This is a genomic window from Mesorhizobium sp. P3_B5 (genome assembly GCF_056402815.1).
Genome location: NZ_JBFUGR010000001.1, coordinates 241,266 through 265,117, shown reverse-complemented (window position 1 = coordinate 265,117; position 23,852 = coordinate 241,266). Strand labels below are relative to the sequence as shown.

Annotated in this window: 24 protein-coding genes; 7 read left to right on the top strand and 17 right to left on the bottom strand. The window is 63.8% G+C overall.

Going from position 1 to position 23,852, the window contains the following annotated elements:
* The first annotated feature begins 40 nt into the window (after window positions 1-40).
* The 3 genes from ygfZ (at window position 41) to AC1DVW_RS01245 (ending at window position 3,751) form a co-directional block, all read left to right on the top strand.
* A complete protein-coding gene (ygfZ, locus tag AC1DVW_RS01255; RefSeq protein ID WP_477320766.1) occupies window positions 41-904 on the top strand; it encodes a CAF17-like 4Fe-4S cluster assembly/insertion protein YgfZ in 864 nt (287 codons plus the stop codon).
* Complete coding sequence (locus AC1DVW_RS01250; protein ID WP_477320765.1) at window positions 904-1,542, top strand: YfbR-like 5'-deoxynucleotidase; 639 nt, start codon at window positions 904-906, stop codon at window positions 1,540-1,542. Before ygfZ ends, AC1DVW_RS01250 begins: the two co-directional genes overlap by 1 nt.
* Window positions 1,543-1,609: 67 nt before the next feature.
* Window positions 1,610-3,751: a putative bifunctional diguanylate cyclase/phosphodiesterase gene (locus AC1DVW_RS01245; RefSeq protein WP_477320764.1), complete on the top strand. Its 2,142-nt coding sequence runs from the start codon at window positions 1,610-1,612 to the stop codon at window positions 3,749-3,751.
* 8 nt (window positions 3,752-3,759) lie between these two features.
* Here the strand turns inward: AC1DVW_RS01245 and AC1DVW_RS01240 are convergent, their stop codons facing one another.
* A complete protein-coding gene (locus tag AC1DVW_RS01240; protein ID WP_477320763.1) occupies window positions 3,760-4,596 on the bottom strand; it encodes an AraC family transcriptional regulator in 837 nt (278 codons plus the stop codon).
* A 100-nt stretch (window positions 4,597-4,696) separates the two neighbouring features.
* Here AC1DVW_RS01240 and AC1DVW_RS01235 point away from each other — a divergent pair, with 100 nt between their 5' ends.
* The gene (locus AC1DVW_RS01235; RefSeq protein WP_477320762.1) at window positions 4,697-5,872 is read left to right on the top strand and encodes a M20 aminoacylase family protein; all 1,176 of its coding nucleotides are present in this window, start codon (window positions 4,697-4,699) and stop codon (window positions 5,870-5,872) included.
* A 9-nt stretch (window positions 5,873-5,881) separates the two neighbouring features.
* On the opposite strand, the gene AC1DVW_RS01230 is transcribed toward AC1DVW_RS01235, so the two are convergent.
* Window positions 5,882-6,799 carry a fatty acid desaturase family protein gene (locus AC1DVW_RS01230; RefSeq protein ID WP_477320761.1) on the bottom strand — a complete coding sequence of 306 codons (918 nt, stop codon included), beginning with the start codon at window positions 6,797-6,799 and terminating at the stop codon, window positions 5,882-5,884.
* An 86-nt stretch (window positions 6,800-6,885) separates the two neighbouring features.
* Between AC1DVW_RS01230 and AC1DVW_RS01225 the strand changes: the two genes are divergently transcribed.
* Window positions 6,886-7,797 (top strand): LysR substrate-binding domain-containing protein, encoded by a 912-nt coding sequence (locus AC1DVW_RS01225; RefSeq protein WP_477320760.1) that lies wholly within the window; start codon window positions 6,886-6,888, stop codon window positions 7,795-7,797.
* Between the two features lie 14 nt (window positions 7,798-7,811).
* On the opposite strand, the gene AC1DVW_RS01220 is transcribed toward AC1DVW_RS01225, so the two are convergent.
* The 8 genes from AC1DVW_RS01220 to recO form a co-directional block, all read right to left on the bottom strand.
* On the bottom strand, window positions 7,812-8,084 hold the full coding sequence (locus AC1DVW_RS01220) for a DUF3303 domain-containing protein (protein ID WP_477272150.1): 273 nt from the start codon (window positions 8,082-8,084) through the stop codon (window positions 7,812-7,814).
* A gap of 17 nt (window positions 8,085-8,101) precedes the next feature.
* Window positions 8,102-9,565 carry a RimK family protein gene (locus AC1DVW_RS01215; protein WP_477272148.1) on the bottom strand — a complete coding sequence of 488 codons (1,464 nt, stop codon included), beginning with the start codon at window positions 9,563-9,565 and terminating at the stop codon, window positions 8,102-8,104.
* Window positions 9,566-9,570: 5 nt separating this feature from the next.
* Window positions 9,571-10,668 (bottom strand): peptidase C39 family protein, encoded by a 1,098-nt coding sequence (locus AC1DVW_RS01210; protein WP_477320759.1) that lies wholly within the window; start codon window positions 10,666-10,668, stop codon window positions 9,571-9,573.
* A 206-nt stretch (window positions 10,669-10,874) separates the two neighbouring features.
* Window positions 10,875-11,666: an anti-sigma factor family protein gene (locus AC1DVW_RS01205; RefSeq protein ID WP_477320758.1), complete on the bottom strand. Its 792-nt coding sequence runs from the start codon at window positions 11,664-11,666 to the stop codon at window positions 10,875-10,877.
* Window positions 11,663-12,181 carry a sigma-70 family RNA polymerase sigma factor gene (locus tag AC1DVW_RS01200; protein ID WP_477243928.1) on the bottom strand — a complete coding sequence of 173 codons (519 nt, stop codon included), beginning with the start codon at window positions 12,179-12,181 and terminating at the stop codon, window positions 11,663-11,665. The genes AC1DVW_RS01205 and AC1DVW_RS01200 overlap by 4 nt, the downstream gene beginning before the upstream one ends.
* 175 nt (window positions 12,182-12,356) lie before the next feature.
* Complete coding sequence (locus AC1DVW_RS01195) at window positions 12,357-15,101, bottom strand: DUF2339 domain-containing protein (RefSeq protein ID WP_477320757.1); 2,745 nt, start codon at window positions 15,099-15,101, stop codon at window positions 12,357-12,359.
* A gap of 68 nt (window positions 15,102-15,169) precedes the next feature.
* On the bottom strand, window positions 15,170-15,304 hold the full coding sequence (locus tag AC1DVW_RS01190) for a hypothetical protein (protein ID WP_477243924.1): 135 nt from the start codon (window positions 15,302-15,304) through the stop codon (window positions 15,170-15,172).
* The gene (gene recO / locus AC1DVW_RS01185) at window positions 15,301-16,062 is read right to left on the bottom strand and encodes a DNA repair protein RecO (RefSeq protein WP_477320756.1); all 762 of its coding nucleotides are present in this window, start codon (window positions 16,060-16,062) and stop codon (window positions 15,301-15,303) included. Before recO ends, AC1DVW_RS01190 begins: the two co-directional genes overlap by 4 nt.
* Before the next feature lie 263 nt (window positions 16,063-16,325).
* On the opposite strand from recO, the gene AC1DVW_RS01180 reads away from it, so the two are divergent.
* The gene (locus AC1DVW_RS01180; RefSeq protein ID WP_477320755.1) at window positions 16,326-17,129 is read left to right on the top strand and encodes a CPBP family intramembrane glutamic endopeptidase; all 804 of its coding nucleotides are present in this window, start codon (window positions 16,326-16,328) and stop codon (window positions 17,127-17,129) included.
* A gap of 136 nt (window positions 17,130-17,265) precedes the next feature.
* A complete protein-coding gene (locus AC1DVW_RS01175) occupies window positions 17,266-18,771 on the top strand; it encodes a winged helix-turn-helix domain-containing tetratricopeptide repeat protein (protein WP_477320754.1) in 1,506 nt (501 codons plus the stop codon).
* Between the two features lie 18 nt (window positions 18,772-18,789).
* Here AC1DVW_RS01175 and AC1DVW_RS01170 read toward each other — a convergent pair whose 3' ends face one another.
* From AC1DVW_RS01170 to AC1DVW_RS01140, 7 genes are all read right to left on the bottom strand, one after another.
* Window positions 18,790-19,683, bottom strand: coding sequence for an aminoglycoside phosphotransferase family protein (locus AC1DVW_RS01170; protein WP_477320753.1), 894 nt, complete (start codon window positions 19,681-19,683; stop codon window positions 18,790-18,792).
* A 9-nt stretch (window positions 19,684-19,692) separates the two neighbouring features.
* Window positions 19,693-20,628, bottom strand: coding sequence for a GTPase Era (gene era / locus AC1DVW_RS01165; protein WP_477320752.1), 936 nt, complete (start codon window positions 20,626-20,628; stop codon window positions 19,693-19,695).
* On the bottom strand, window positions 20,625-21,350 hold the full coding sequence (gene rnc / locus AC1DVW_RS01160; protein ID WP_477320751.1) for a ribonuclease III: 726 nt from the start codon (window positions 21,348-21,350) through the stop codon (window positions 20,625-20,627). Before rnc ends, era begins: the two co-directional genes overlap by 4 nt.
* 4 nt (window positions 21,351-21,354) lie before the next feature.
* Window positions 21,355-22,104: a signal peptidase I gene (gene lepB, locus AC1DVW_RS01155; protein ID WP_477243910.1), complete on the bottom strand. Its 750-nt coding sequence runs from the start codon at window positions 22,102-22,104 to the stop codon at window positions 21,355-21,357.
* A gap of 96 nt (window positions 22,105-22,200) precedes the next feature.
* Complete coding sequence (gene acpS, locus AC1DVW_RS01150) at window positions 22,201-22,614, bottom strand: holo-ACP synthase (RefSeq protein ID WP_477243908.1); 414 nt, start codon at window positions 22,612-22,614, stop codon at window positions 22,201-22,203.
* Window positions 22,611-23,195, bottom strand: coding sequence for a DUF2062 domain-containing protein (locus AC1DVW_RS01145; protein WP_477243906.1), 585 nt, complete (start codon window positions 23,193-23,195; stop codon window positions 22,611-22,613). The genes acpS and AC1DVW_RS01145 overlap by 4 nt, the downstream gene beginning before the upstream one ends.
* 263 nt (window positions 23,196-23,458) lie before the next feature.
* Complete coding sequence (locus AC1DVW_RS01140; protein WP_477243904.1) at window positions 23,459-23,848, bottom strand: VOC family protein; 390 nt, start codon at window positions 23,846-23,848, stop codon at window positions 23,459-23,461.
* Window positions 23,849-23,852: the final 4 nt, after the last annotated feature.

The following is a 23,852-nucleotide window of genomic DNA, read 5'->3' as shown; positions in this document are numbered from 1 at the left end:
AAAGGCCGACCGTTTTGCAAGATCAGGCTGCTTTTCACCCATGCCCTTTGCCCTGCTGAGAGACCGCGCCCTCATTGCCGTGTCAGGCCCGGATGCCGAGCATTTTTTGCAGAACATTCTGACCACCGACCTCGACGCGCTTCGCCTCAGTGAGGCAAAGCCGGGTGCGCTGCTTTCGCCGCAAGGCAAGATCCTGTTCGATTTCCTGATCTCGCGCACCAGTGACAATGCTTTCCGCCTGGAATGCCGCGCGGAGGTTGCCGATGATTTCGTGCGCCGGCTGACGCTCTACAAATTGCGCGCCAAGGTCGAGATTGCCAAGACCGATCAAGGACTTGTCACTGTCGCCTGGGGCGATGACTCAACTGCCTCACAATCTGATTCAACTGACGTTGCCGATGCGCGCTTCGTCGACGCGGCCGTCACGCGCCTCTACGGCGGCGGCGGCGGCGAGAATGGTGACCCCGCCGCCTGGCAAGCCCTGCGCATTGCCCATGGCATCGCCGAAAGTGGCAGCGACTATCAACTCAATGACGCCTTCCCGCACGATGTGCTGCTCGACGAGACCGGCGGCGTCGGCTTCAAGAAGGGCTGCTATGTCGGTCAGGAGGTTGTCTCGCGCATGCAGCATCGTGGCACTGCCAGACGGCGGGTGCTGATCGTGCAGGGCGAAAGTCCCCTGCCCGCTCCGGGCACGGAACTGACGGTCGCCGGGCGGCCGGTCGGCACGCTCGGTTCGACTGCCGGCACGACCGGCCTTGCCATCGCCCGCATCGACCGCGTTAAGGCGGCGCTCGATGCCGGCCAGCCTGTCATGGCCGGTGACGTCACCGTCTCGCTTGCCATTCCGGCCTGGGCAAAGTTCGGCTTTCCCAGGGAAGCCGTCGGTGCGGAGGAAGCCTGATGGCGGCCGATCGCGCAGGCGCCCCGCCCCGCGCCTGGCAGCGCATGCTGTCTGGCCGGCGGCTCGACCTGCTTGACCCCTCGCCGCTCGACATCGAGATTTCCGATATCGCCCATGGTCTCGCCCGCGTCGCCCGCTGGAACGGCCAGACCAGCGGTGAGCATGCCTTTTCCGTTGCCCAGCATTCGCTGCTGGTCGAGGCGCTGTTTTCGGAGCTGGTGGCCGAAGCCTCGCCCGACGCAAGGCTGGCGGCGCTGCTGCACGACGCACCGGAATATGTCATCGGCGACATGATCTCGCCGTTCAAATCGGTGATGGGCGGCAGCTACAAGGATTGCGAGCTGCGGCTGCAGCACGCCATCCATCAGCGCTTTTCGCTGCCGCAGGAACTCGGTGCGACGCTGCGCAAGGAGATCAAGCGCGCCGACCAGATCGCCGCCTATTTCGAGGCGACGCTGCTGGCCGGGTTTTCGACCGCCGAGGCTACGGAGTTCTTCGGCCGGCCGCGCGGCTTCAACGCCGAGCGCTTCGATTTCACGCCGCGCTCGGTGACCTGGGCGCAGAATGCCTTCCTCAAGCGGTTCGCGGCGCTTGAAACCAGCCGGCAGGCGGCCGTTGCGGTGCATTCCGGTTCCTGAAAAAACGGTAAATTAACCGGCGCGGCGACAAGTATCCGTGTTTACTCACGGTCTGCAGGCTCGCCTCATGCCCGTCGCTCATACCGAGGTTGGTTCGCCTGTCCCAGGACAGGAGGCCGAAGGTGTGGCCACGCCGCGACGGATCGAGGACGAACTGCGCCAACAGAACGAGCGTTTTTCGGCAGCAGTCGAGAACATGTCGCATGGCCTGTGCATGTTCGATGCCGATGAGCGGATGATCATTTGCAACGGCAACTACCTCGACATCTTCCGCCTCGATGCCGATGTCGTACAGCCCGGCATCCGGTTCTTCGATATCCTCCAGCACAGCGTCGACATCGGCGTCGCCTTCCACAGTGCCGCGGAACTCTATGCCATCCGCAAGCCCTATATCGACCAGGCAAAAGCCTCGACCTACGAGGAGAAGCTGTCGGACGGACGCGTCATCAACATCACGCACCGGCCGCTGGCGCGGGGCGGCTGGGTGTCGATTTATGAAGACATCACCGAGCAGCGGCGCGCCGAGCTGGAGCTGAAGGAGCAGCATCGCCGCTTCGACGCGGCGCTCGCCAACATGTCGCAAGGCCTGTTGATGTATGACGCCGATGGCGAGATGATCGTGCGCAATGAGCGTTTTCTGGAGCTCTATCAGGTCAACGCGGCCGACTTCCCATTCGGAACGACGCACCGCGACGCGCTCGAAAAACTGCTGGAACTGGGCATCTACACCAAGATCGACGTCGAGAGCGAAGTCACCAAGACCGAAGCCTGCCTGAAGGCGACGAAAATGCATTCGGCATATCGCCATCTTACGGATGGCAGGACGCTTCTGGTCACGCGCCGGCTCATGAGCGGCGGGGGCTGGGTAACGACGTTCGACGACGTCACCGAGCGCCAGCTTGTCGAAGAGCGTATGACCCATCTTGCGCATCACGACACGCTGACCAACCTGCCCAATCGTTCGATGTTCCGCGAACGGCTCGACCGCGCCTTGAGCGAGGCCAAAGGCACACCGCTGGCGATCTTCTCGCTCGACCTCGATCGCTTCAAGGCCGTGAACGACACCTGGGGTCACCCGGCCGGCGACTGGCTGTTGAAATGCGTGGCCGAGCGGCTGCAGCGCTGCCTGCGCAACGAAACCGATGTGGTGGCGCGCTTCGGCGGCGACGAGTTCGCCATCATCCAGTGCAATCCCAAGGGTGCTGCCGACGCCGAGAAACTTGCAAAGCGCATCGTCGACGTCATCGGCAAACCGTTTCGCGACAAAAGCCGTGACATGCATATCGGCATCAGCCTCGGCATCGCGCTTTACCCAAATGACGGCATGGATGCCGACACGCTGCTGAAGAACGCCGACATGGCGCTCTACCGGGGCAAGAGCGAAGGCCGCAACGTCTACCGTTTCTTCGAGCCGGGCATGGACGCTATTGTGCGGGCGCGGCGGGCGCTTGAAACCGACCTCGAAGCGGCATTGCCGCGGCGCGAATTCGCGCTGGATTTCCAACCGATCATGAACATCGCCTCTGGCGACATCGTCGGCGCCGAAGCCCTGATGCGCTGGCATTCGCCGGCCCGCGGCCTGGTGGCGCCCGACGACTTCATGGCGGTCGCCGAAGAGACCGGGCTGATCGTGCAGCTGGGAGACTGGGCGTTGCGAAAGGCCTGCACGGTGGCAGCGGCCTGGCCGAACGGACTGCGCATCGCGGTCAATGTCTCGGCGGTGCAGATCAAGAGCGGCGGCTTTGCCCGCAGCGTCATCTCGGCGCTGGCATTTTCCGGCGTCCCGGCCAACCGGCTCGAACTGGAAATCACTGAGACGGTGCTGATGGACGAAAGCGACACGGTGCTGAAGACGCTCAGGCAGCTACGCGATCTGGGCATCCGCATTGCCCTCGACGATTTCGGGACCGGCTATTCCTCGCTTGGCTATCTCAGGCGTTTCCCCGTCGACAAGATCAAGATCGACCGCTCCTTCATCCGCGACATCGACAACCACGACACTGCGGCGATCGTGCGCACCATCATCGGGCTTGGCCAGGAGCTTGGCATCACCGTTACCGCCGAAGGCGTCGAGACCGATGCCCAACTGGACACGCTGCGCAGATATGGCTGCGTTGAGGCGCAGGGCTATCTGATCGGCGTGCCGTCGAAGGTGGCGGACATCAATCGTCTGATGAAAACCAGCGTGGTGCTCAGCGAATCCGGTTGAGCGCCATGTCAGCCAGCTCGCCTGAACATCCCCGGCGTCATTCCGTGCGCCGCACGGAAAATGCGGGAGAGATGGCTCTGGTCCGAGAAGCCGGCGGCAAAAGCTGCATCGGCGAGACTTGAGCCCTGCTGGATCAGCAGGTTGGCGCGGCGCAATTTTCGATCGCGGATGAATGCCGCCGGGGTGAGACCCACCAATTTCCTGAAATCCCTGATCACCTGGAACCGGGTCACGCCGGCAGCTTGAGCGAGCCGTTGCAGGTCGAGTTCGGCGCTGAGGTTGTCCTCGATGACCTGCTCGTAGATCGAGAGCCTTGTCCGCGACCCGAAACTTTCAACCGCCTCGCGCTGCCGGCCGCCCCAATCGCCAAAGCGAAGAATGAGCTTACGCAAGGCGATCAGCATGGATGTTTCGGCACTCGTGGCGTCACCGGATGTCGAGCCCTGATGCGCCATGGCGACCGCCTGGACGAGGTCGCTATCATCGATGATCGCCTGTGAAAACAGCGGCGCACGATCTTGCCCCAGTTCCGCGGCGACCGTGCTCATCAGCGGGACTGAGGGATAGAAGGTCCGGTAGGCCCAGCCTGCATCGGCACCCGCCTCGCCGTCATGCCACACCTCGGGATTGACGATCAGCACCGTGCCGGACGGCGCGACCACGGTCTGGCTCCCGATGCGGACGCGCTCGCTGCCTTGCGTGATCAGCGCGATGACGTAGGTCGGATGCGTGTGCAGGTCATAGCGATGCCGGGTGAAGCGCGCCTTGAGCATGCCGAGATCGCGAAAATGTGGGTGACGCCAGAACTGCGTCGTCTCTGCCTTGGGATCCGGAATTCTTACCACGGTCAATCCTGTTCAAGACGCTGCCGATCCAAGGGGCTACTTGGCGGCACCCGCAACCCAAACCGTGCCGAGTTTATGGCGACCAGGAAGGAGAGTGCAAATGCTGCACAATGACCCCGTCGCTGCCCTCACACCGGAGGTGATTGCCTGGCGGCATCACATCCACGCCAATCCCGAACTCGGCTTCAACGAGCATGAGACCGCACGCTTCGTTGCCGACCGGCTGCGCGCCTTTGGGCTCGATGAAGTTCGTGAAGGGATTGGCGGCACCGGCGTTGTCGGCGTTCTCAGAAGCGGATCAGGCTCGCGAGCGATCGGGTTGAGGGCCGAGCTCGATGCCTTGCCCGTCCAGGAAAAGACGGGACTGCCCTACGCTTCGAAGAAACCGGGCGTGATGCATGCCTGCGGCCATGACGGCCACACCGCGATGCTGCTCGGCGCCGCCAAGCTGCTCGCCGACAGCAGGGCCTTCGACGGAACCGTCTGCTTCATCTTCCAGCCTGCCGAGGAGAATGAAGGCGGCAGTATGCGGATGATCGAGGATGGGGTTTTCGAGCGTTTTCCGGTGGAAGGCGTCTACGCCGTCCACAACTGGCCAGGGGTGCCGCTGGGGACTATTGCCACCCGTGCCGGTCCGATGATGGCGGCCGTCGACAATTTCGAACTGAGCTTCGGGGGCACCGGCGCGCATGCCGCCATGCCGCAACTCGGCGATGACCCGATCCTCGCGGCCGGAGCCTTCGTCCAGGCTGTCCAGCGCATCGTCAGCCGCTCCGTCGATCCGCAGACCGCGCTGGTCGTCTCGATCACGCAAATCCATGGCGGAAATGTCGGCAACATCGTGCCAGGCAAGGTCTGGCTGCAAGGAACCTGCCGCTTCTTCGAACCCGCGCTGTCGGACCATTGCGAAAAGCGCATCGGCGAGATCGCGCAAGGGATCGCCGCCGCACATGACCTCACCAGCAAGCTCACCTACAGGAAAGGCTACCCGCCGGTGATCAACACCGCCGCGGCGACAGAACGGGCCGTTCAGGCCGCTGCCTCCGTCGTCGGCCGCGAGCAGGTCGAGACCGAATTCAACCCAAGCCTCGGCTGCGAGGATTTCGCCTACATGATTCGCGAAGCCGGCGGCTGCTATGCGTGGATCGGGGCTGGCGATGTCGGACCCGGCGAAGGGCTGCACGGCGATCGCTACGTCTTCAATGACGCGATCGTTCCGATCGTGCTCAGCTATTTCGTCACTCTCGTCGAGCAGACGCTGCCGAGGACGGTCTGACTGCCGAAGTCAGCGCAGCGTTTCGATGTACTTTCCATGGAAGCTGACATAGCCGGGCTCAACCACTTTGAGATGGCGCTCTATCAGGGCGTGAAACTGCGGCAATTGATGGAACGGCACGCCCGGATAGGCATGGTGCTCGGCGTGGAAGGGCATGTTCCAGGCGAGTTTGCGGACCAACCAATTGGTGAGCGTGGTCCGGGTGTTCTCCAGCATGTTTGCGACCAGCGGACAGCGACCGTGCTCAGCCAGTAGATAGAGCCGCAGGAACGGTTGTCCGAGCAGCGCCGGCAATATCCAGATGTAGAGCAATAGCGTCGCCTTGAACCAGAGCGCCAGCACGAGCACGACGGCGTAGAAGGCGATCATGGCGCGCGCCTCGGCGCGCACCTTGGGGTGGCCCTTTGGCGGCACGTAGCTGCCGCTGCATCGGCCGGTGGCGTTGACGTAGAGCGTCTGGAGATATCCCCACCACAGCGGAATCCCGGAGACGTGGATCAAATACTGCCGCCATGTTTCAGGCTTCGGAAGGGCCAGCTCGGGATCGTTTTCCGGGTCCTGGGTGAAGCGGTGATGAGCGAAATGGAAATAGCGGAACCAGTCGGCCGGCAGCGCGATTGCGAGGCTGGAGACGCGCGCCACGACGTCGTTCAGCCGCTGCGTCTCGAAGGCGGTGCGATGCACCGTCTCGTGCAGCAGCGTGAACAGGAAGACGATCAATATGCCTTGCGGCAGCATCAGCAGCGGCCAGAACGGCACTTTGGCGGCGATCAGCACGCCGAGGACGATGATCGCACTCCAATGGGCGGCGAGTTGGACCAGTCCAAGGCGATCCGACTTGGCGGTCAGCTGGTCGCGCTGCTGCTGCGTCAGCGACGCGATCACGTCGCGGTGGTCCCTGGGTTCATTTTGAACTGATGTGTTCATGGACCCAAGTTACTCCAACAAGAAACCTTTCGAAAAACGAGGATTTCTGCAAAATAGGTAAGCTGAGCTTATCTATCGGATCGACAATGGCCATGCTTCCATCGCTGAAAGGACTTCAGGCTTTCGAGGCGGCTGCCCGCTCGGGCAGCTTTGCAGCGGCGGCGGAAGAACTCTCGATCTCGGCGGCCGCCGTCAGCCAACTCATTCGCACCGTCGAGGAGCAGATGGGCCGCAAGCTTTTCCATCGGGTCAACCGGCGCGTCGTCCTCACAGAAGCCGGCGTCGAGATGCTGCCCAGGTTGAGCATGGCCTTCCAGGAGATCGGCAGCGTCTCGCGTGAGCTGGGCGGCGATGCGTTCCGCCCCAGGCTGGTGGTGTCGGTGCCGCCATCGATGGCGATGGGCTGGCTTTCCCGGCGTCTCGCCGGCTTTGTCGCAAGCCATGGCGCTGTCGACATATCCCTAAGAGGCGACGACGACCCGGTGTCGTTCGACCGCGAGTTGATCGACATCAGGCTCTCCTACGGCCCGCATTATCGCGACCAGCCGACGCAGGACATCGTCAGGGACGCCGTCTATCCGGTCTGCGCGCCAGGCCTTGTCGGTGAGATCATGCCGGACAGCCTCGCCGGCCTGCAGCTGATCCATACGGATTGGGGGCCGACCGGCGCGTCCTTTCCATCCTGGCGCAACTGGTTCGAGGCGGGCGGGGTTGCGCCCGGCCGGGCCACACAGCGCGGCCTCTCGGCCAACTCGTCGCGGGCAGCGCTCGACCTTGCCATTTCGGGGCTGGGTGTGGCGCTGGCGCAAGGCGTCTTTTGCGCCGAGGCGGTGGAGGATGGCGGGCTGATCAGGCCGGTCGCCCGCTCGATCGAGCTGCGCCAGTCCTATTGCCTGACGATCCCGGAACGCAGCGCAAGGCGCGATGTGGTGGCGGCTTTCCGCACATGGCTGATCAACGAATGCCTAAAATCGGTGGGGTCGCTGGCGCTCCGGTGATGGCTTGCGGCCGTTCAGAGGTGCCCGCTCAATGCCACCACCATGTCCTTGCTCGTCGCCACGGGAACGATCTCGAACTCCACCAGATCCGCCCATTCGATGACCCAGCGCTGCAGCAGTGTGACGTCATCGGCCTCCACCAGCAGGAAGCAGCGACTCATATCCGCCGCGATCCAGCTGTGGTGCACGACAAGCTCGTCCGGCTTCAGGCGACCGCGGTCGCGAAAGCGACGGTAGATCTCCCTGCGATCGCAGCCGGTAAAGTCCTCGATCACGATGAAAAGCATCTTTTTCCCCGGTTGAATTAACGCCCGGGACGGTCGAGCCGCTCCAGGAACCACTGCGTCAGCCGCACCCAGACTTCGTCCTTCTCACCGGAGTCCTCCCAGCCATGGTCGAGGTTGGGATTGTCGTTGACCTCGATGACGAAGACACCGTCCTTGGTCTCCTTGAGGTCGACGCCATAGAGGCCATCGCCGATGCAGCGCGCCGCCTTGACCGCCGTCTCAACGACATGGGCCGGCGCTTCCTTCAGCGTGAAGGTTTTGATGCCGCCCTGGTCGGGCTTGCCGTTGGCCTTGTGGTTGACGATCTGCCAGTGCTTCTTGGCCATCAGATAGTGCACGGCAAACAGCGGCTGGCCACCAAGCACGCCGACGCGCCAGTCATATTCGGTCGGAATGAATTTCTGCGCGATCAGGAGATCGGAATCCTCCAGCCATTCGGTCGCCAGCTGCTTCAGTTCCTCGAAGGTCTCGCATTTCTTGACGCCACGCGAAAACGAGGAGTCCGGGATCTTCAGCACTAGCGGGAAACCCAGCGTCTGCGCCGCCACTTCGAGGTCGGAGACGCCGGCGATCATCACCGTCGGCGGCACCGGCACCTTGTTGTAGGTCATCAGCTCGTTGAGATAGACCTTGTTGGTGCAGCGGATCATCGACAACGGGTCGTCGATGACCGGCATGCCTTCCTGCTGGGCGCGGCGGGCAAAGCGGTAAGTATGGTTGGAGATCGAAGTGGTCTCGCGGATGAACAGCGCGTCATAATTGGCAAGCTTGGCCAGATCCTTCCGGGTGATCGGCTCGATTTCGACGCCCATCTTTTCGGCGATCTTGGCCCAGTAGCGCAGCGACGAAATCTCCGACGGCGGCAGTTCCTCATGCGGATCGACCAGCGTGGCGAAGGTGTAGCGCGCCGGCGTGCGGCCCTTGGTGTCGCGCCACTCGCGGTTGGTGTAGGTCTCCAGACACTGGATGAAGTGCTTTTCTTCCTCTTCGGTCATCCTAGCCAGCGGATGAAAACCGATCTTGCGGATCGATGCCCATTCGGCGCTGTCCTTGATGTGAACCTCCAGCGCCGGCGCGCGGAACCAGTCGAACAGCAGCTTGGCGAAGCGGTCCCAAATCTTGGACGGGCCGATGCCGAAGAAGATGCAGACCTTTTGCGGAAAGGCGCCGCCGAGATCCTTGCGGCATTTGTTGAGCGCCAGTTCCAGTTCCGGCAGTGCGTGCTCATAGAGCTTGCGCTCCGACAGGTCGATCATCGTTTCGACCGTAGGGATGACCTTGTGACCGCGCGAACCGGCGAGCAGCGAGGCATAGTAGCCGCGGCTCTGGTAGCCGTAATTGTTCGACAGGTTGATGACCTTCGGCCGCTGGCCGCGAAACAGCGACGGATGCGCGAGATAGTCGCGATTGGTGATGATCTTGTGCGGCGTCGCCACCTGGTCGAGATCGCTCTGCCGGCCGGTTAGGATGACCCAGGTCATTGTTATCAGCGTTTCCCAAGAGTGATGGCGGCGCGCAGTCCGTCGCGGCCGAACTGCGCCATGTTCATGAAGATGCCGTAAGGCACGGGAATGTTGGCGGCATCAAGGATGGTCTCCTGTCTCTCGTCCTCGACCCAGGGATCGTGGATCAGGATATGGTCGCCATCGTCGCCGATGGCCAGCACCCAGTGCGGAACCTTCTTGCCGAACATCAGGAAGCCGCTGATCAGCACCAGCACCAGTTTTCCCTCCGCGATCGCGCTGCGGATATCGTCAATGGCGAACGGACGGTAATTCACCGGGATGCCGTATTGTTCCGCCCGGCGGCGAAAGTCGACCTGCGCCAGTTCCATCACCCGGCGCTTGTCATTGTTGCGCACCGACTGCAGGAACAGCGCGCCGTAGAATGAGACGTAGATTTCCGCCGAAAGCCCGCTTTCATAGCCGGAGACGGCGAGGCCGAACGGCTCACAGCCGCCTGGTCCAGACATCATGAAAACGGTGGTCGACTCGCGCCATAGGCGAATTTCCATGATCGGATCAGGCACGAAGCCGGCATCGAAATTGGCCATCGCCATCATCAGGCAGCAAGGGCCGCAGGTGAATTCGCAGGTCTGCTGGTAGAACGGCACCTGGGTGGCGACCGGGATGTCGCCGCGCAAGGTTTTTTCGTAGCGCAGCGCCGTGGCGCCGTCCTCGTAATATTCAGGTTCACGGCCGATCTTGCGATAGCCGCTCTGCTCGTAGATGCGGATGGCCCGAGCGTTGTCCTCGCGCACCTCGAGGCGAAGCATCATGCGGTCGTGCTCGAAGGCGGCCTCCTCGGCCTTCTCCAGCAGCATGCGGCCAATGCCGCGGCCACTGAAAAAGGGGCTGGTGGCGATGGAATAGAGCCGGGCGACGCCGCTGCCCTTGCGAAACAGCACAACCGCATAGCCGGCGACACGGCCGTCGTCTTCGGCGACCAGCATTTCGGCGGTCTCGCGCTCGATCAACAGGCGAAAGGAGCGGCGGGAAATGCGGTCGCTATCGAAAACGGCCTTCTCGATGGCGGCGAGGTCATCGACGTCGGAGGCGCGGGCCGTGCGAATCTCGGCAGGCATGCGGGCTCAGAAAACCTTGATTGGGTTGTGGAAACGGCCCCGGTCGAAACGTCGAAAACGCCTGCCGAAGCATCAGCGTCCATCAAGCGCTATCGCACCTCGATTAGGGCCGAATTGTGACAGTTTCGCTATAGATCAGGCGGCGCAAATACTCTGAACAGTATCCGTCTTTCGATACTGGCGCCGACTTCGGAAAATGGCTCCGCTCAACTGGCCAAGCCGGCCAGAAGCTGGCCGTAGGCGCTCTTAGCCACGGCGGCCAGCCGCTCGCGCGGCAACGAGCCGACGACGGCGCAGGCATAACCCTTGTCCAGCCAGTAGACAGCCTCGGGTCCATCGGCGTCCACCATGTAGGTGCCCTTGGTCTTCTCGGCCGATTCGGCGGTGACGAACAGCGATATGCGCTCGCCCTTGGCGTCCTCGTATAGCAGCATGGCCGCCTTGCCCTGGCCGGCAGGCAACAGCCGGCCGCCGACGAGTTGGAAGCCTTCGGCCACCAGATCCGGCGCCACCAGTTTCAGGCCGACCCGATTGGACAGCCAGGTCTGCAGATGATCCTTGTCGCTGGCCGGCACTTCCACCGCGTGGCGCTGTTCGGCGGCATAGATGACATGGGCGGCGATTGCCTGTTCGGCAAGCTGGTCGTCGGCCGAATCTCCAAGGCCAATTCCGTCGATGCCGGCGAAATAGCCGCCAGCACCGCCAAGGACCAGAACCGCGGCGGCGGCGGCGGCAAGCCACCAGCGCGAGCGCGGCACGGCCACTCTTGCCGGCGCATCGCCGAGCACGATTTGCCTGAGCCGCGCCGGCACAGGCTCGTCGAGCACACCGGCGAAGGCGGCGCGCAATGCGGCGCGGTCCGCGGTGAAGCGGGCGCTTCTCGCCTTCATTTCGGGATTGGCATCGAGCCAGGCGTCGTAAGCCATGCGTTCGTCGCCCGGCAGTTCGCCGTCGAGAGCCATGTGGATGTCGCGTTCGGAAAAATCGCGGCGGGTCATTTCTCGACGATCCTTATCGAGCGGCGGCGCGCCGTGTCGTCCAGCAGCCCGCGCAATTCCTCACGCCCGCGCGCAATGCGCGACATCAGCGTGCCGGCGGGCACGCCAAGAATGTTGGCGGCTTCGGCATAGGAAAAGCCCTCGATGGCGACCATGACAAGTGCGGCACGACGATCGGGGCTGATCGCCTGCAAGGCGTCGATGATTTCGCGCGAGGCGATGCTCTCGACCTGCTCGGCGGGGGCGGCCTGCGCCTCGCCCGCTTCGAGCGGCAGCATCGCGGCCTCGCCGCGTCGGTTCACCTTGCGCATCTGGTCGATGAACAAATGATGCATGATCGTAAACAGCCACCTCCTGGGGCTTTCTCCTGTCTGCCAGTTGTCGAGCCGCATAAGCGCCCGCTCGAGACAGTCCTGAACGAGATCGTCGGCAGAATCGCGGTCGCGCAAAAGCGAGCGTGCGTAGCGGCGCAGTCGCGGTATTTCGCCAAGGATTGCTGCCTTCTTTTCGTCCATGACCGCTGGTTCTGAGGTCGCCTTTGTTGATCCCAATTCAACGCGCGTTCGAAGCGCGGCGCAAGCGGCCAGCGCGAAGCGGTCTGCCGCCCCGGTCACCCAAGCAATGAGATAACGATGCCGGCTGCCGATTTATTCCCGGCCGGACTGAAAATCTTATTGTTCTTGCTTGCCTTTATCCGTTTTCCCTCGCCGCCCGCGTCAGCAGCCGCTGATAGAAGAGGCCGATGCCGATCAACACTGCACCGAGGCCGATGAAGGACAGCGCCCGCAGCACGCCTTCCAGTTCCGACATGTCGAATACGAAGACCTTCAGCACGGCGATCGAGATCAGTGCAGCCGAGGCGATGCGCAGCACCTGCGATTTCAGCCAGACGCCGGTGGTGAGCAGCGCCACGCCGATGACCAGCCAGAGTGCCGAATAGGTGTAGGTTTCAAGCTGACCGAGGCCGCTCCACAGGCCGATGAACTCGCCCTTGAACAGGCGCCTGACCGACAGCGTGGGATAGGCGAAGGCAAGCGCAGCCGCCACCAGCGCCAGCATTTGCGCATACCATTTCGGCCGCTTGTCCCTGGCGTAGAGCGCCAGTCCGCCGGCAGCGACCGCCGGCAGGAGATAGGCGAGGAACAGCAGGTTGAACACCGGGATGCGGCCTGTCGATTCGTCGGTGAACAAAGGATTCAGCACCACGAAATGCCGGATAACGATGAAGGCGACCGAGACCACACCGGCGGCCATCGAACCATAGCGCAGCACCGAGCTTGGCGAGCGCATGTCGATGGCGACCAGGATGGCGCCGGCGCCGATGGCGATCAGCGTGTAGATGGCCTGTTCGGCGAGCGTCATCGCACCCGTGTCGATGACGCCGCCATGCATGGCGTGGCGCACCAGCATGGCGACGGTCAGCAGCGCAAACAGCGCCGCCGCCGCTTCCATGGCGAGGCGCGGCCGGCCATTGGTGGTGCGGGCAAGCTGCCAGGCGGCAAAGCCGAAGGCGAGCGCCGGCACGCCATATCCCGGCAGCAGCCAGTTGAACACCGGCGTCGTCGACAGGAATTGGGCGCCGACGATGGTCGGATCGAAAGCGACACGGCCGAGCACGGCGATCACAGCGCCGACCGAAATCCAGCCGAGCACCGGAAAGCTGCGCCATCGCGTCGCCAGCGCCGGCACAATGGCCGCGACACCGAGCAGGATGGTGGTCCAGCCGGAGCCGAAGGCCATGTGCAGCATCAGCAGTCCGGCGATTGCCGCTCCACCAAGCGCGAACGACACGGCGGGGCCGCCCTGTAGCGGCGGCGCCTCACCGCGCGCGATCCACTCGCCGCCGGCGGCGAAGACCGCGACCAGAAGTGCGGCGGCCGCTGCATAGCCAAGATCGCGATCGAGATTGCCGAAGGTGAACCACAGCGCCAGCAGAATGACCAGCGGCGCGATCACGCCCCACGCCGCCCAGGAGGCGGCGCGGACCTGCGCCGACGCGACGAAGCGGCGTGCGGCCCAGAAACCTGCGCCGATGAAGACCAGGCCGAGGCCGAGGCCGATGTGCAGCGTCCAAGGGTTTCCGGTCGCCACCGGCAGGCCGTCAAAGCCCAAATTGCCTTGGGACAAACCGGAGCCGATGGTGGTGGGCGGAATGATGCCGAGATAGATCATTACGCTCACCACGCCGGCGGCATGCAGCAGCGGCAAAGCACGCGGCCTATAGAGCGCGGTGGCGACAAGGGCGACGAGGACAAACGCGCCCGGCACAGCATCGCCGGCGGCGACAAGGGTGGAGTCGACGGACAGGCCCAGCGCCGAAAACGCAACGAAAACGCCCGGCACGATCGAAGGCCAGTCGAAGCCATTCTTCGCAGTTTCCGCCTCGCCGACACGACTGCCCAGCCAGATGAAGGCAAGCGCCGCCAGCGTCACCGCATTGATGAACAGAATGACGGCAAGCTCGGCGGCGGGCGCGCTCATCATGTAGGCGATGGTCCAGGCGCCGGTGCCGAAGAAGGCGGCCGCCATCAGCAATTTCCAGTCTCGCATGCGGGCGATCACGGCAGTGGCGGCCAGCACGATCGCGAGATAGACGAACAGCGCCCATGGATTTGGCGCCTGCGAGGAGACAAGCGCCGGCGTCGCCATCGAGCCGACGAGGCCGATGCCGGCCAGCGCCTGGCCGTGGACGAGAGCGGCGACAATCGTCGCCACGCCGATGGCGCCAAGCACGGTGAAGGCGAAGGCCGGACCGACGAAACCGTAAATGGCGTGCGCAGCGTAGACCGTGCCGAACAGGATGAAAGCGCCGGCCGCAGTCAGGATCGCCGGGATGTATGCGCCGGCAGCGCCTTGCACCGGCACCTTGAAGCCGGTTCGCCTGATGAACTCGCCGCCGGCAATCAGCACCAGACCGAGCACCGCGGCCATGGCAAGCCGCACCTCGGGGCCAAAAATGCCGGCTTCGATGGTGTAGCGGATCAGGAACAGGCCACCCAGCGCCAGCGCGATACCGCCGACCCAGACCGCCCAGCGCGTGCCGAGTGCCGTTTCGATGTCGGGTTTTTGCGCGGCTTTGGCCGCTGCCGCCGGTTTGGCAGGCTCGGCTGCGACCGGTGCCGCGTCGCCGGACCATGGTCCGGAAACGACCTCGGCAGTGCCGGATTCAGCTGTCGCTGGTGCTTGGCCCGCCTCGCTCACCGGTGGCGTAGCCAGGTCGGCAATGACTGCAGCTGCCGGAGCTGGGTCCGCCGGCTTGCCTTCGGCTGTCTGTTCGGCCGGTTTGACCTCTGGCAGCACGGCATGCGCGCCTGACAGAACCAGGCTGCGCAGCGCGCCGAGTTCGCGCTCGATCAGGCCGATGCGGCTCTGCTGGCGCGAGACGATGACGAACATCGCGATGACGACGACAAGGCCGATCAGGCTCTCAAACATGGCGGTTCCCCCAAACCAGGCCAGTTGTCACTGACATTCAAATGCGGCGGCCAAACGGCCAGAAAAATTCAGCGCGCCGCCAAGTTGGCGGCTGGAAAGATCGAGCATGTTTCGGTGCCGAAAGCCAGCAGCTTGCCATTGGCATCTTTCAGCGTCGCTTCCGACACCGCAAGCGTGCGGCCCTTCTGAGCGACTTCGCTCATGCGGCGGTTTCTCCGGCTATGGCCTTGCCGCGCGCATGGTGCTTGCGCAGCGCGGCGAGGAAGCCGACGCGGGCGTCGGGCGGGTCGATGCCGCGCGGCTCATAGACATGGCGGGCAAAAAAGAAGCCGGTCAGCCGAAACGCATCTTCCACCGCCGCCGGGTCTGCGCGCAGGCCGGAGCCGCGCTGCAGGAAGGCTGGCAGCACCAGCATCTTGTCGTGCCACGGCGCGCCCGCCTCACGCGACACGGCGCGGCCGGATTTCGGCGAGACATAGGCGAGGTCCTGCTTGCTGCCGGTCGCCGCGCACTGGCTGAGATCGAGGCCGAAGCCGAGTTCGTCTAGGATCAGCAGCTCGAAGCGCGCCACCAGTTCGCCGGCGGCGTCCGGGTCGTCGAGATGGACGATCATCACCGCAAGCGTCTCGAACAGGCCGCCATGAGCGTCACGCTCGGGCAACAGGCGCAGATGCTGGGCCATGGTCTGCAAGCCGTAGACAGCGATGGCGCTGTCCATCAGCCGGGCGGCATTCATTTCGATCGCCTCGGCCTGGAAGGTGCCGAGATGCTCGTCAAGCCGCGCGCGCCACAACAGGTCGACGCGGTTGCCGGGCTGCAGGACCGGCTGCTGCTTGCGCGAGCGACCACCGCGCACCAGGCCGAGATGGCGGCCATGCGCGCGCGTCATCACCTCGAGAATGGCGCTGGTTTCGCCATGCTTGCGGGTGCCGAGAATGATTCCCTCGTCGCGCCATTCCATGGCGAGAACTTGTCACCGGTTCGGTGACAAAATCAAGTTTGGCTGCGCTTGGCGCAGGAAATGCAATCGCCGGCGGTTTGGGAAATATCGGAAATCTTTCAGAAATCCCTCGGGATTTTCAAGCCCGCAACCGTCAAAAAGGACGGGTTGGCCGACGCGGTCGACGCGGCCTGCCGAAACCGTTCGGCCGGCCAGACGCAAGTCGACCGATCGGGCAGCCCGGCGACCTCTCATGACCAATCTGCCCGCCGAGAGGATTTGATATGACTTCCTTCCTGAGCCTGGTGCGAAGGCACCAGCTGACCGCCTTCTTTTCGCTGACGCTTGGCCTGACCTGGCTGGCGTTCATCCCGTTCTGGCTGTCGAATGGCGACAGCATTCCCTGGTTTACCTTCGGCCCGATGGTCTCCGGCTTCGTGGTCGCGGCGCTTTCCGGCGGCTGGGGTTCGGTCAAGGCCATTCTCGCCTCGATGGTCAAGTGGCGGGTGCATCCAGTGTGGTATCTAGTGGCGTTCGGCCTGCCGTTTGCAACGCAGCTGGCCTCGATCCTGATCAATCCGCTGTTTGGCACTGCTGCGCCCGCCTGGAGCAACATTCCCGCGATGAGCGAGATGCTGCCGATCATTGCGCTCTATGCCGTCTTCAGCGGTCCGCTTGGCGAAGAGCCCGGCTGGCGCGGTTTTGCGGTGCCTCGGCTGCTGGCTGGTCATTCGGCGCTGACAGGCAGCCTGATCCTCGGCGTGATCTGGGCCGTCTGGCACTTCCCGCTCGGTCTGGTCGGCGACCTCAGCGTCCATGGCACCATCAATGTGCTGCTCGCAGGCGTGGTGTTCACCTGGCTCTACCAGAACACCGGCAGCGTGCTGCTCGCCTTCATTATGCATGTCACGCATCAGAACAGCGTGCGCTTCCTCGGCAAGGTGTTCGTCGACGGCGACTATGTGCAGCAGCAGTGGATCGGTGTCGCGATCTGGGCGGTGATCGCGGTTGCCATCATTGCCTACTACGGCAGCGAAAGTTTTGTCCGCCGGTCGGGAGCGCGGTCTGCCGTCGCCAGCACTGCCTGAGCAAATTGCGATGATCGCGGCGCCTACTCCGGGGGGCGCCGCGCCTTTTCGTTGGCGGTTCCAACATGCGAGGTCTTGACCCAGCCTGCCAGCCATAGGCCAATACCGGCATGGCTTTCAGGGAGCGGGCCTTTTGATGCCGGTCTCGACCACCGATCAGGTTTTTCAATTAGGCGGCTTCACGCTTGATCTGGGCAAAGGCACGCTCAGCCGGGCCGATCAGCCGGCCTTCCTGCGGCCGAAGGCTTACGCATTGTTGACGCACCTCGCCCGCCATACCGGCCGCGTGGTGCCAAAATCGGAACTGATGGACACGGTCTGGCCGGGCGTTTTCGTCACCGAGGATTCGCTGACGCAGTCGATCCGCGAAATCCGCAAGGTGCTTGGCGAGGACATGGTGCGAACAGTGTCGAAGCGCGGCTACATGCTGGTGCCCGAGACAGAGGCGATGCCTGAGCCGGGCGCGCAGCCGATCGTGGCGGTGCTCAGGTTCCGCAACGACAGCGCCGATCCCACCGATGAGGCGATCGTCGACGGGTTCGCCGAAGACATCATCAACGGCCTCGCCCGCTTCGGCACCGTGACGGTGCTGGCGCGCAATTCGAGCTTCTCGTTTGCCTCCCATTCGCCCGCGCAATGGCCGGCCATCCGCTCGCGCATCGGCGCCGACTATCTCGTCGAAGGTTCGGTGCGGCGGCAGGCGGACCGCATCGTCGCCGCGGTCAACCTCGTCGATGCCGCCAACGCGACGCAGCTCTGGGGCGATCGCTACCAGGCAGAGGATGCCGGGCTGTTCGCCATCCAGCAGGACATTGTCGAGGAGATCGTCGGCCGGCTGGTGGTGCGGGTCAACAATGCTGGACTGCAGCGCGCCTCGCGGCGGCCGTTGACCAGCCTTGCCGCCTATGAGCTGGTGCTGCGCGGCGTTGCCTTGCTGCGCGATCCGGCGCAGAGCGACCTGACAGGGGCGGCAGCGCTGTTCGAAGCCGCGATTGCCAAGGACCCCGCCTATGGCCTCGCCTACACCTATCTGGCGCTGACATATGTGCTGAACAGCGAATTCGGGCGCACCAGCGAGGCCGTGCTGGCGAAAGCCCGCGAGCTTGCCGAAAGAGGCATAGCCCTGTCGCCCGACCAGGCGACCGCCCAACGCATCCAGTCGCTGGTGCGGCTCAACATGCGCGACCATGAGGCGGCCGAGCATCATTTGCGAATCGCGCTGAAGCTCAATCCGAACGACGCCGACTGCATCGAACAGATGGGCTATCTCCTGGTCATGCGCGGCCGGCCGGTCGACGCCCTCGCCTGGCTGGCGCGCGCCATCCGCATCAACCCGCTGCACCCGCACTGGTACCAATACGATCGCTCGCTAGCGCTCTACATGCTGGGCGAATACCGGCCGGCCGCCGAGGCGCTGGAACTGGCGACCCGGCCAACGCCGTGGATCAGGACCCGGCTTGCGGCTTGCTATGCGCAACTCGGCAACATGGAAGCGGCCAGACATCATGCCGGGCTGATCAATGCCGACGGCGCCGATTTCTCAGCCGTCGACTATGCCAGCACAGGCCTGCCGTTCGAAAATGCTGCCGATGCGGAGCATCTTGCCAATGGCGTGTTGCTGGCCCTTGGACAGCTGACATAGCGCCATCCTGCGGCGGTCTTACGCTCGCGCGTGATCGGCAAGCACTTCATCGATCACATGGCGGGACTTTTCAACTTCGACCGCATGGATGTCGATGTGCCCGGCGAGCGTTATCAGCGCTTTCCATAGCGTCCAGCCGCGACCGCGCGCCCACATCGCCGCATCGGCGGGAAGGCCGGCGCGAAACGCTTGCCGGCTTTTGCCTTCGAACAGCGTCCACGCAATCGCCAGGTCGCAGGCGGGGTCGCCGACGCCTGACGTGCCGAAGTCGATCACGGCGCTCAGCCGGCCTTGCCGGACCAACAGGTTTCCCCAGCTGACATCACCGTGGAACCAGACCGGCGCGCCATGCCATGTCGAGGCAAGTGCGGCCTCCCACACCGCGCTGGCGGTGCCGGTATCGATCTTGCCGTCGAGATCGGCGATAGCCTTGCGGGTCTCACCGTCATAGACGCTCAGCGGTCCGCCCCGAAAAAAGTTGTGCTGCCCTGGCGCCGGCCCGCCGGTGGCATCGATCCGTTGCAAGGCAACCAGGAATTCGGCCAAATCGGTCGCAAATTGCGACAGGCTGGCAATGCGCTCGCGCTTTGCCGTCTCGCCTTCGATCCAGCCATAGACGGACCAATGCCAGGGATAGTTTTCGGCAGGAATACCCATCGCCAACGGCACCGGGACAGGCAGCGGCAGCAGCGGTGCCAGCCTTGGCAGCCAGCGATGTTCTTTTTCGACTTGCAGGGCATAGGGTGCGGCACTTGGCAGCCGCACGGTCATGTCGTCGCCGAGATGGAAGGTTCGGTTGTCCCAGCCGCCCGAGGCAACGGGTTTGATTGCAAGGTCCTTCCACTGCGGAAATTGCGTGGCGACCAGACGGCTGACCAGGGCTGCGTCGATGTTCGGTTTGCTGTTGTCCATAGACCTTGGTTAGTGCGGAAACTCGAGCCCCATCTCGCGGTAGCGCTCGGGGTCGTCGCCCCAGTTCTCGCGCACCTTGACGAACAAGAAGAGATGCACCTTCTGCTCGAGGATGCCGGCAATCTCCATGCGCGCCGCCTGGCCGATGGCGCGGATCGTCTCGCCCTTGTGGCCGAGCACGATCTTCTTCTGGCTGTCGCGCTCGACATAGATGGTCTGGTCGATGCGCACCGAGCCGTCCTTCTTCTCTTCCCATTTCTCGGTCTCGATATGCGAGGAATAGGGCAGCTCCTGGTGCAGCCTGAGATACAGTTTTTCGCGGGTGATCTCGGCGGCGAGCTGGCGCATCGGCAGGTCGGAGATCTGGTCTTCGGGATAATACCAGGGACCGGCCGGAAGCGCTTCGGCAAGGTAGTCGAGCATGTCCTTGCAGCCCGAGCCGGTCAGCGCCGAGACCATGAAGGTGCGCTTGAACGGCACTTTCTCATTCGCAGCCGCGGCCAGGGCCAGCAGCGCCTCGTGCTTGACCCGGTCGACCTTGTTGAGGATCAGCACCATCGGCTGGCGCACATCCTTGAGCCGTTCGAGGATGGCATCGGCGTCGCCGCGGATGCCGCGCTCGGCGTCGATCAAAAGCAGCACGATATCGGCATCCTTGGCGCCGCCCCAAGCGGTGGTCACCATCGCGGTGTCCAGCCGGCGCTTCGGCTTGAAGATGCCCGGCGTGTCGATGAAAACGATCTGCGCGTTGTCATGCGTGGCGATGCCGCGCACGATGGCGCGGGTGGTCTGCACCTTGTGCGTGACGATCGACACCTTGGCGCCGACCAGCTGATTGACCAGCGTCGATTTGCCGGCATTGGGCGCGCCGATCAGCGCGACGAAGCCGGAATGCGTGGCGGCGGCGGGCGTCGCCGGAGCAGTGTCTTCGGTGGTGGCGGTCATGCCGCGCTCCCTTGATTGAGCCAGACGCCCTCACGCAGCAGAAGTGCCGCGGCGGCGGCCTGTTCGGCCTCGCGTTTGGAACGGCCGCTGCCGGTCGCCGGAGGAAAGGCGCCGACCTTGACGCTGACGGTGAACAGCGGATCGTGGTCGGGTCCCTCGCGGCCGTCGATGGTGTAGGCCGGCACCGCGGTTGCCGCCTGGTGTGCCCATTCCTGCAGCTCGGTCTTGGCATCGCGGCGGGCTGCACCCGTGGCCTGCGAGCGCGGCTGCCAGTATTTGTGGATGAAGGCGCGCGCTGCGTCGAGCCCGCCGTCGAGATAGAGCACGGCAATCAGCGATTCCAGCGCGTCGGCACGCATATTGACGCGCTTGCGCCCGTCGAGGCCGCGCACGTCAGAGCCGGCGCGGATCAGGTCCGGCAGGCCGATATCCTCGGCGATCTCCGCCAGGGCCTCGGCATTGACCAGCGCGTTGAGCCGCAGGGACAGTTCACCCTCGGCGGCATCTGGAAATGCCGCCAAAAGCATGTCGGCAACGACTAGGCCGAGAACACGGTCGCCGAGGAATTCGAAACGCTCATAGTCGATGCCGGCATGGCTTGAGCGGGCACTGGCATGGGTCAGCGCGCGCTGCAGGCGCTGGCGGTCGGCAAAGGCGTGGCCGGTGCGCTGCATGAGCGCTTCGGCGAGCGCATCGGCAGTCAGGCGTTTTGTCGCTGCCATCACCCTAATTGACGAAATGGAACAGGCGCGACACGCGCACGAGCGACGGCCATTTCCAGATTTCGAGCGGGCTCGCCTTGCCGGCGATCGAGAAGAAAACCAGATTGGCGCGGCCGACCAGGTTCTCGGCCGGCACGTAACCGACGGTGAAGCGGCTGTCCGAGGAATTGTCGCGGTTATCGCCCATCATGAAATAGTGGCCGGCCGGCACGTCGAATTCGCGGGTGTTGTCACCGATCGAGGTCGGCGCGATGTCCAGCGTGTCGTAGCTGACACCGTTGGGCAGCGTTTCCCGGTACACATCGATCGGATGATCCTCTTCGGTGATGTCGGGATTGTCGATCTGGCCGGTTTTCACGCGCGGCACGCCGGCGCCGTTGATAAAGAGCTGGCCGTCCTTGACCTGGATCTTGTCGCCAGGCAGGCCGACGACGCGCTTGATGTAGTCGACAGACGGATCCGGCGGGAATTTGAACACCACCACGTCGCCGCGCTTCGGCTCAGAGCCCCAGATGCGGCCCGAAAACAGATCCGGCCCGAACGGCAGCGAATAGCGGGAGAAGCCATAGGACCATTTGGTAACGAACAGGTAGTCGCCCTCGAGCAAGGTCGGCCGCATCGACCCGGACGGGATCGAGAACGGCTGGAACAGCAGCGTGCGGATGACCAGCGCAAGCAGCAGCGCCTGGACGATGACGCTGACGGTTTCGCCAAGTCCGCCGGTTTTCTTCTCAGTTTTTTCAGCCACGCTCATGTCGTCCTCGATTGTGCGTTGGTTGGTATAGAGTCTCGGCGCGCGCTGGGCAACGTCATGTCGGCGTTAGATATAATCGCCGGTCGTCAGATGCAATCAATGTGGCGCTTGTTCGACGGGCAACGCCTCGATGATCACAAAGGCTTGAGCGAGCGGAAAATCATCGGTGATCGTCAGGTGGATCGCCGCGCGGTGTCCTTTCGGCAGGATTTTGTCCAGCCGCACCGCCGCACCACCCGTCAGCGCCATGGTCGGCTTGCCGCCGGCCAGGTTGACGACACCCATGTCGCGCCAGAACACGCCTTGCGCCAAACCGGTGCCAAGTGCCTTGGCGCAGGCCTCCTTGGCGGCGAAGCGTTTGGCGTAGGAGGCCACGCGTGCCCTGCGGTTTTCGGAGCGGGCCTGTTCGACCTCGGTGTAGATGCGCTGGATGAAGCGCTGGCCATGGCGCTCCAGCGACTTTTCGATGCGCCTGATATCGATCAGATCGCTGCCGATGCCGATGATCATTCCGCGGGAACTTCCCGTCCGCCGTGGCCAGCCTTCTGCGCCCGTTCTGCGATGCGTTTCCTGCGTTGTTCGCGAAAGGCGGTCATGCCCCAGCGGGTGATGCCGTAGAAAATGAGCCCGAAGATCAGTCCGAGCGGCACTGCGCCGATCAGCATCGGCTCCAGTATCGGGTGCCACAGCTTCGCAAACGACAGCGTATGCAGCATTTCGCCGAGATGCGCGGGCGGTCCGTTTTTGGGCAGCCGCTCGTGCAGGATCAGCTTGCCGGTCTCCCAGGACGCGCCCCAGAGCAGCGGAAAGGTCAGCGGATTGCCGAAGAATACGGCGCCGAGGGCTGCCGCCACGAGATTGCCGGCGATAATCCAGCAGAGCACGAATGCGATGGCAAAGTGGAACCCCACCGGAAAGAACGAGGCGAACACACCAGCCGCGACACCGGCCGCTACGGCGTGCGGCGTGGCCTTCAGCCGCAGGATGCGCTTGGAAAAATACTGCAGCGAGCGCGAAAACGAGCGGCGCGGCCACAGATAGGTACGCACCCGCTCGAAAAGACCATCAGGCTTGCGGCGTCGAAAAAGCACTCTGTTCCCGTTCCCGGTTTACCAACACCACCATGCCCAGCCATTCCGGGCCAGGCGCTACAGCAGCCATATCTTGCGCTTTGCGGTCACCAGAAGGCAACAACGACTTTGATATAGCGACGCGCCGACCCAAGAACAACCGGCGGCCGATGGCGCGACAGCGCTGCCGCCGCCTTCCGATGCCGGGCGCTGCCGTCTCCAACGCAACGCAATCGCGGCGGATTTGAGGTGGGCATCACCCTTGCCAAGTGCGCCTGGAACCTTCACCTCTTGCCGGGCTGGTATTCGCTGACCTCGACAAGGTTGCCGTCGGGGTCGCGAAAATAGACCGACATCATCGGGCCTCGCGCACCGGTGCGTTCGACCGGACCGACTTCCACGGCGACGCCATTGGCCGCCAGGCTGGCGCAAATCTCGGCGAGCGGCCGGGCGGCGACGAGGCAGAAATCCCCGGAGCCGGGCGTCGGCGCCTTCGCCTTTGGCTCGAATGTGCGCGTCGCCTCATGCAAATTGATCTTCTGAGTTCCAAACAGCAGCGCTGTCGGCCTGTTCGGCTCGTCGAGGCGATTGAAGCCGAGAACGCGCTGATAGAAGGTACAGCTGTCGTCGACGGAGCGAACCGTCAGCACGAAATGATCAATGCCGGCGATCATGTTG